The following is a 7,044-nucleotide window of genomic DNA, read 5'->3' as shown; positions in this document are numbered from 1 at the left end:
CCTCTCGCGCGTTGACGGTGTGGGTGGCACCGAGCTCGCGGGCGAGCTCGAGCCGCTCCGCCACGACATCCACCGCGACGATCGTTCGAACCCGTGCGACGCGTGCGCCCAGGATCGCCGACATACCGACCGCCCCCGTGCCGAACACGACGAGCGTGCTATCCATTCGCGGCTCCAGGACCTTCAGAACCGTGCCCGCCCCGGTCTGCACCCCGCACCCGAGCGGTGCGAGCACCTCGAGCGGCACATCGGTGCGCACCTTCACGACGCTGCGCGTCGGCACGTTCGCGTACGTGGCGAACGCGGACTGACCGAAGAAGTGCGAAGTGACCCGGTGCCCGCCGGCGTCGACCAGGGACGTCGTGCCGTCCGGGCGTCCGCCGGCGAAGTTCTGCTCGTAGGAGTTCGCGCAGAATGACGGGTTCCCGCTCAGACAATCGACACAGATGCCGCAGCTCGCGACCGTCAGAACGACGTGATCGCCTACCTCGAGGTGCGTCACACCGTCGCCCACACGTTCGATCACGCCCGCGCCCTCGTGTCCGAGCACGATCGGAAAGGTGGTCGGGATCCACCCGTCCCGCACAGCCATGTCGGTGTGGCACACGCCGGTCGCGACCATGCGGACCTGCACCTCGCCCGCGCGCGGATCGTCAAGCGTCAGCTGCGCCACCTCGAACTCGCCTTCGAGCTCGGGCATGACGGCTGCGGTGATGGTGGAAGTCATGGGGTGGATCCTCTCGTCGCGGATCACCACAGTCTGTGCGCATGAGCCGGCCACGTCCGCCCCCTTTCGCTCCGCACCGAATGGTTGTAAGGGCGGCGCGGCGAGACGTCGCATCGGCAGCCCGGAAGAGGCACTCGGCGTTCGCTCAGGAAGCCGGCCGCACGCCCTCGTAGGCTGGATGCACCAAGGGGAGTACTCCGACACGGTCGGCTCGTCATTACGGATGCATCGCATCCCGGGTCACCGGTCCTCGATCTGAGGATGGAGAAGACCTTGGCGTCGATTCGCTCACGCCAAGGTTAGGAATCCCGCTTGAACATCACGCCACTCATCTGGATCATCACGATCGCCGTCACGATCGCGTTCTTCGTCTACGAGTTCTTCGCGCACGTGCGCAAACCGCACGAGCCGACGATCGGCGAATCCGCCCGCTGGTCGGCCTTCTACATCGGCCTCGCGCTGCTGTTCGGCGTCGGCATCGGCGTCGTCAGCGGCTGGACCTACGGCGGTGAATACTTCGCCGGCTACCTGACAGAGAAGGCCCTGTCGATCGACAACCTCTTCGTCTTCCTGATCGTCATGACCGGCTTTGCGGTGCCGAAGATCTACCAGCAGAAGGTGCTGATGATCGGCATCGTCATCGCGCTCATCCTGCGCGGAATCTTCATCGCGGTCGGCGCCACGCTGATCGAGAACTTCTCGTGGATCTTCTACCTGTTCGGCGCGCTGTTGCTCTTCCTTGCGTACCGCCAGGCGTTCGCGCACGGTGAATCGAACCCCGCGGACGGAAAGTTCATGCGCTTCGTCCGGCGCCACCTCCCCGTCACCGACGAGTACCACGGCGACAAGTTGACCGTCCGCAAGGGTGGCCGACGCTGGGTCACGCCGATGTTCCTCACGATCATCGCGATCGGATTCGTCGACCTGATCTTCGCCGTCGACTCGATCCCCGCCATCTACGGCCTGACGGAAGAGGCGTACATCGTGTTCACCGCGAACGCGTTCGCGCTCATGGGACTGCGCCAGCTGTTCTTCCTCATCGGCGGGTTGCTCGAACGTCTCGTCTACCTGGCACAGGGGCTGGCCGTCATCCTCGCCTTCATCGGCGTCAAGCTCGTGCTGCACGCCATGCACGTCAATGAGCTGCCGTTCATCAACGGCGGCGAACCGATGCTGTGGGCCCCCGAGATCCCTATCTGGTTCTCGCTGCTCTTCATCGCCGCGACGATCGCGGTGGCGACGATCGCGAGCCTCATGAAGACCCGCAACGACAACCGACCCGTCGCCGAGAAGGTGGAGGAGCAGCTGCCGGAGAAGGGCTCAGCCCTGTGACGGGCTCAGCCCTGTAGCTGGCTCAGCAGCTCGATGTGGTCGGCGGTGCCCGTGAACTCGGTGATCCGCCCGTTCACGATCCGGTACATCCCAAACTCGGCGACATTCACGTGTCGCCGAGTCGGGGTGATCCCACGGAACTCACCGACATGGGTGCCACCCGCTCGCAGGTGCGCGGCCACACGATCGTCTTCGACGACGAGTTGGATGCGTCGCCACTGCCAATCCGGGAACGCCCGGAGCAGCTCGGCGACGCCGTCGATCCATGCATCCGCACCACCCGGCAGATGCGCGCGCCGAACCGCCGGGTCGAGAAACGAACGGATCGCCTCGAGATCGTGCCGGTTGCACGCCTCGAGATACTCGGCGAACCACTCACGCATCTGCCACGGTTCCACTCCCCCATTATCCGAGGAGCCCGCCGGGAGGGCCCCGCTCAGCGGAGTTCGAGAACCCTGGCCGCGGAGACCCGACCACCGACCTCGACCTGTTGCCCGAGGTATCGCAGGTGGGTGTGCAGGAGCGAACCCGAACCCTGCACGATCTCGAGGTCCTGGCCGAGCTCGGCCGACAGACGCACCGCTGCCGAACCCGTCGCCTCGTCTTCGCGGATGCCGAGCTCGGGCGCGAACATGCGTGCCCGAACGCGCTTTCGCGTCTCGTCGAACCACGCCCATACGTAGTGCATACCCAGGCCATAGGCATCCGGATCCACCGCTTCGACCTCGTCTGGGTTCGCGAGCTGGTCGAGCTCGAACGGTGGGGCCCACTCCGGAAGCGCGGTCGCGAAGACGAGGTCGCCATCGAACCGCACCCGCACGCTCCCCGCTGGCACGTCGATGTGCTTGATCTCGTCGCCGTTGTCGCGCAACCATGCGGCGAGCCCGACCGTGGGATGCCCTGCGAAGGGCAGCTCGCGAGCGGGCGTGTAGATCCGCGCGGTAGCGGCACCAGCCTCGACCGCATCGATGAAGATGGTCTCGCTGAACCCGAGATCGGCCGCTATCGCCTGCTCGCGCTTACGGGTTGAAGAAGACGCCCAGACGATTCCGAGCTGGTTGCCGTGTGCGCCCGCCGCGTCGACGAACACGTCCACGACGTTTACGAGAAGGCTCACGACGGCCCATTCTGACAGGGAACGGCCGGAATCGTCTGCGTCCTTCCAGCCTGTTCTGCGAACGTGATGGACGGTACCCTATGGGTGCTGTTCACCGACGAGCGGAGGCCCTTCATGACGCGCGAGATCACGGACGAGGACGCGGTCATGGACCAGATAGCGGAGCGACTCGCCGCACGATTCCCCTCGACGCCGATCGAGCAGATCTCAGCCGTCGTGCGAGAAGCGCACCTCGCCCTGGCGGGCGCCCATGTGCGCGATTTCGTTCCGGTCCTGGTCGAACGAGAGGCCACGTCGCGATTGAAGTCTGCGGCGACCTGAGACGGCATCGTCGTCGCGCTCACGCGGCCAGGTGACGGGACTCGCTTAATCGGCGGACCACGCCGTTCTCCACAAGCACGGGCACGTAGTGACGCAGCCGTGCACCATCGAGGGATTCGAGCTCTTCCGCGATCAGGGCGAAAACGGCATCCTCGCCGAGTGCGGGGAACCGTCGTCGAAGTCGCTCCGCGAGATAAACGAGCGCCTCGAACTCGTTATCGGGGTGGGTGCAACTCATCTGTCAATTCTCGCGGACATCGAGGTCCACGGGCCCGAATCGTCGGTCATCGTGTCCGCCGCGGCTCGGGAACGACGACCGGGTGATTACGGTGGGGACATGAAGGTCATCGCTGTTTACAGCACGAAAGGCGGAGTCGGGAAGACGACCGCCGCCGTCAATCTCGCGTGGGAAGCCGCGAGGAGTTTCGCGTCCTGCTGTGGGATCTCGATCCGCAGGGCGCCGCGACCTTCCTGCTGCAGGTGAAACCGAAAGTGAAGGGTGGCGTGGCCGCCCTCGTGGCCGGCGACAGCAAGGTCAGCGGAGCCATCCGTTCCACCGCGTACGACAACCTCGATGTGCTACCCGGCAACGCGAGCTATCGCGATCTCGACCTCGTCCTCGACCACGCGAAGAAGTCCGAGCAGAGAGTCGCGAAGATCCTCGAACAGGTCGAGCGCGACTACGACGTCGTGATCCTCGACTGCCCGCCGGGTGCTTCACTCGTCGCCGAGAACGCCGTGTTCTCGGCGGATGCCGTCGTCGTTCCCCTCGTGCCGTCGCCCCTCTCGATGCGCTGCCTCGACCAGGTCGTCGAATTCGTCGGGGCATCCGTCTCGAAGGCCCGCATCGTCGGATTTCTCTCGATGGTCGATCGGCGCAAGACCCTGCACCGGACAACCGTCGAGCAGTTGCCTCAGGCGCAGAAGGCGGTCACGAATGTGGTCGTCCCCGCGACCGTTCATGTCGAGCGCATGGGCACCGAGCGGGCACCGATCGGGAGTTTTGCGCCCGGCGTCGAAGCTGCGCAGGCCTACGGCGAACTCTGGGCGCTGATCGGGGAGCGGTCAAGCCGAAGGCGCGCCGCAAGAAGAGCTGAGCGGGACGCCGCCTATATCGAACAACGTGGCCCGGATGGAGCGCGAGCACGCCGCCGCCCGTCGCACCTGCGCCCCCATGGAGTGGCTATTCGTCGACGGGTTCATCGGCCGGCAGGCTGTGCCAGATGTCGAAAGTCACCGACTCCGCCCCGTGCACATCTCCGACGGTGAGCAGTTCGATGAGTTGCTCGTGCCGCTTGACGGACGCGCGTCCGTCGCCCGTGAACCGCACAAGCTCGGCGCGACGCACCAGCGGACCGAACTGCTCGAGCACTGTCTCGAGTGCGCGATTCCCGAGTGCGGTGACCGGGATCATGTGGAACTCATCGTCCGCGTCCAATGCCGCTGCCAGATCATCGGCACGGAGAGCCTCGGCGAAGCGGTGATTCGCGTCCCGCATGCGACCGACATCCTCGGAGCTCAGCTTGCCGGCCGTCTCGCGTACAGCCAACCCGTGCATGGCGGCGATGACGTCCCGGGCATCCCGAACGGCCCGCGGATCGATCGTACTGACGGCCGTTGACCTACCGGGCACCGCGACCACGAGTCCGCTTGCGCCGAGACGCAGGAGAGCCTCGCGCACGGGCGTGCGGCTGACGCCGAGCCATTCTGCGAGATCGCCGTCGCGCAGCTGCTCCCCTGGCTCGAAGGTGCCGTCCACGATGGCGTCGCGCAGACGCCGATACACATCGTCGCGGAGGAGGGAGCGGTCAACGCCAGAGCGGCCCGTGGGAATCGGCATGCAATACATTGCGCACAACCCGGGCATGGACGCAAATCATTAATCATCCGTTGCGAGTGTGTACTACATGCAATATATTAAATCCCACGAGCGATCATCAATTCACACCGCAGGGGCGAGTCCGGCGGGGCGACCCGAAAGGAAGAGCATCATGAGCACCATGTCTGAGGCAATCACGAACGTCGTCCTCGTCCACGGAGCGTTCGCCGACGGCTCGGGATGGCGGGGCGTCTACGACAACCTGACCACCCGGGGCTATCGGGTCACGATCGTGCAGAACCCGCTGACGTCGCTGGCCGACGACGTCGCCGCGACGATACGGGCGCTGGAAGCCCAGGACGGACCGACGATCCTGGTCGGCCACTCGTGGGGCGGAACAGTCATCACCGAGGCGGGCATTCACCCGAATGTCGCGGGGCTCGTCTATGTCTCAGCGCTTGCTCCCGATGCCGGCGAGTCGTCGACCCAGCAGTACGAGGGCTTCGCCCCCACCCCGGAGTTCGTGATCGACGTCGCGGAGGATGGCTACGGCTTCGTCCGGGCGGACACGTTCCAGGCGGGATTCGCCGCCGACGTCAGCGACGCCGACGCCGCCTTCCTCAGCGACTCGCAGGTCCCGATCAACTTGTCCGTCTTCGGGACCGCGGTGCAGAATGCGGCATGGCGCACGAAGCCGAGCTGGGCGGTCATCGCGAAGGAAGACAAGGCCTTCGATCAGGCGATGCTGAACCACATGGCCGAGCGCATGGGCGCGACGATCACCCACGTCGCGGGCAGCCACGCCCTGTTCATCACGCAGGCGGGCGTCGTCTCCGACGTGATCGTCGACGCGGCTCGGAACGCCCTCGTCAGCGCCGTGTGACCGCCTGCCGACGACTACACTCCCCTACGTCGCGGCGACCCGCGGGCGAGCCTGCCGCACCCGGAACCACAAGCTCAGCTCGCGCGTGGCGCGCAGAACGGGATCCGCATCATCGACCGCCTCGAGGTCGTCGAACGTGCTGCGGAAGCCGGCGGGAAGAGCTGTACGCGCCTCATCGATCGGCTCGTAGCCCATCGTCCATTCCGCGAGCTGCCGTGCCGGGGGCCTGCTGTCGACCAGTACCCGGACATCCGCATGCCGAGGATCGGCCGTGATGCGGGCGAGCAGCGCGCGCACCGGGAGTTCGGGACCCTCGAGGTACTGGATGAACCGACCGTTGCGGTAGAGAAGCATCCCCGTGATGTCCGCCTGAGCGTTCGCCGCCCGACTCTGTGTCAGCAGTTCTTCGAGTTCGGACTCGTCGAACAGGGTCACGGCGAAGCTCGTATAGACGAGCGAGTACAGTCCGTCCGCTGGTTCGCCGGACGCGTCCGCGCGGGTCATGCGTCACCCACTGGGGTCGCGGTCTCTTGCGTGCCGCTCACGTACGCGGCGGCCACGGCTTCCATGGCATCAGCGAGATGAGCGAAGGTACCGATGGGTTGGGTGTGGGTGTCGAGGGCGACGAAGCGCCCATCGTCATCGCGGTCGATGCATCCGAGAAAATGACCCGGTCGACTCCCCACATAAAACCCGTCATCGACGCGCGCCCACACGACATCGCGCTCTTGTGTCTCTGTCTGCACCGCTTTTCAGTCCTTCTCTGGCGCAGGAAGGACCCGAGCCGCATTGCTTGTGGCTCTCACGCTAGCCGCTGTGGGCAGACGAGCGGCGGGGCTTGCGCG

General features: G+C 65.8%; 10 protein-coding genes and 1 pseudogene. 4 read left to right on the top strand and 7 right to left on the bottom strand.

Annotation, left to right across the window (positions count from 1 at the left end):
- Positions 1 to 727, bottom strand: a 727-nt coding sequence (locus MIC448_RS13745; RefSeq protein ID WP_199484455.1) for an alcohol dehydrogenase catalytic domain-containing protein, incomplete at its 3' end; no start/stop codon positions are given.
- Positions 728 to 1,039: 312 nt separating this feature from the next.
- On the opposite strand from MIC448_RS13745, the gene MIC448_RS13740 reads away from it, so the two are divergent.
- A complete protein-coding gene (locus MIC448_RS13740) occupies positions 1,040 to 2,059 on the top strand; it encodes a TerC family protein (protein WP_051513961.1) in 1,020 nt (339 codons plus the stop codon).
- A 5-nt stretch (positions 2,060 to 2,064) separates the two neighbouring features.
- Here MIC448_RS13740 and MIC448_RS13735 read toward each other — a convergent pair whose 3' ends face one another.
- On the bottom strand, positions 2,065 to 2,457 hold the full coding sequence (locus MIC448_RS13735) for an ester cyclase (RefSeq protein ID WP_036300823.1): 393 nt from the start codon (positions 2,455 to 2,457) through the stop codon (positions 2,065 to 2,067).
- Between the two features lie 38 nt (positions 2,458 to 2,495).
- Positions 2,496 to 3,176, bottom strand: a complete 681-nt coding sequence (locus MIC448_RS13730) for a PhzF family phenazine biosynthesis protein (RefSeq protein ID WP_036300820.1) — start codon at positions 3,174 to 3,176, stop codon at positions 2,496 to 2,498.
- A 66-nt stretch (positions 3,177 to 3,242) separates the two neighbouring features.
- Here MIC448_RS13730 and MIC448_RS13725 point away from each other — a divergent pair, with 66 nt between their 5' ends.
- A complete protein-coding gene (locus MIC448_RS13725; RefSeq protein ID WP_199484454.1) occupies positions 3,243 to 3,497 on the top strand; it encodes a three-helix bundle dimerization domain-containing protein in 255 nt (84 codons plus the stop codon).
- Positions 3,498 to 3,516: 19 nt separating this feature from the next.
- On the opposite strand, the gene MIC448_RS13720 is transcribed toward MIC448_RS13725, so the two are convergent.
- Complete coding sequence (locus MIC448_RS13720; protein WP_051513952.1) at positions 3,517 to 3,735, bottom strand: three-helix bundle dimerization domain-containing protein; 219 nt, start codon at positions 3,733 to 3,735, stop codon at positions 3,517 to 3,519.
- 99 nt (positions 3,736 to 3,834) lie between these two features.
- On the opposite strand from MIC448_RS13720, the pseudogene MIC448_RS13715 reads away from it, so the two are divergent.
- A pseudogene (locus MIC448_RS13715) lies at positions 3,835 to 4,766 on the top strand (ParA family protein).
- Here the strand turns inward: MIC448_RS13715 and MIC448_RS13710 are convergent.
- Entirely contained in the window at positions 4,681 to 5,337 is a 657-nt protein-coding gene (locus tag MIC448_RS13710) for a GntR family transcriptional regulator (RefSeq protein WP_036300818.1), read from the bottom strand. The pseudogene MIC448_RS13715 and the gene MIC448_RS13710 sit on opposite strands and share 86 nt — an antisense overlap.
- 151 nt (positions 5,338 to 5,488) lie before the next feature.
- Between MIC448_RS13710 and MIC448_RS13705 the strand changes: the two genes are divergently transcribed.
- Positions 5,489 to 6,199, top strand: coding sequence for an alpha/beta fold hydrolase (locus MIC448_RS13705; RefSeq protein ID WP_036300816.1), 711 nt, complete (start codon positions 5,489 to 5,491; stop codon positions 6,197 to 6,199).
- Positions 6,200 to 6,223: 24 nt separating this feature from the next.
- On the opposite strand, the gene MIC448_RS13700 is transcribed toward MIC448_RS13705, so the two are convergent.
- Together MIC448_RS13700 and MIC448_RS13695 are read right to left on the bottom strand one after the other, a co-directional pair.
- Entirely contained in the window at positions 6,224 to 6,703 is a 480-nt protein-coding gene (locus MIC448_RS13700; protein WP_036300815.1) for a BLUF domain-containing protein, read from the bottom strand.
- Positions 6,700 to 6,945, bottom strand: coding sequence for a hypothetical protein (locus MIC448_RS13695; protein ID WP_036300813.1), 246 nt, complete (start codon positions 6,943 to 6,945; stop codon positions 6,700 to 6,702). Before MIC448_RS13695 ends, MIC448_RS13700 begins: the two co-directional genes overlap by 4 nt.
- Positions 6,946 to 7,044: the final 99 nt, after the last annotated feature.

The sequence above is a fragment of the Microbacterium sp. C448 genome, from assembly GCF_000582705.2.
Taxonomy (GTDB): domain Bacteria; phylum Actinomycetota; class Actinomycetes; order Actinomycetales; family Microbacteriaceae; genus Microbacterium; species Microbacterium lacus_A.
Note: the sequence above shows the minus strand (reverse complement) of the source record. Positions and strands in the feature narration are given on the sequence as shown.

Coding starts and splice junctions, on each gene's coding strand:
- MIC448_RS13705 (WP_036300816.1), top strand. CDS start 5,489: ATGAGCACCATGTCTGAGGCAATCACGAACGTCGTCCTCGTCCACGGA.
- MIC448_RS13720 (WP_051513952.1), bottom strand. CDS start 3,735: ATGAGTTGCACCCACCCCGATAACGAGTTCGAGGCGCTCGTTTATCTC.
- MIC448_RS13725 (WP_199484454.1), top strand. CDS start 3,243: ATGGACGGTACCCTATGGGTGCTGTTCACCGACGAGCGGAGGCCCTTC.
- MIC448_RS13700 (WP_036300815.1), bottom strand. CDS start 6,703: ATGACCCGCGCGGACGCGTCCGGCGAACCAGCGGACGGACTGTACTCG.
- MIC448_RS13710 (WP_036300818.1), bottom strand. CDS start 5,337: ATGCCGATTCCCACGGGCCGCTCTGGCGTTGACCGCTCCCTCCTCCGC.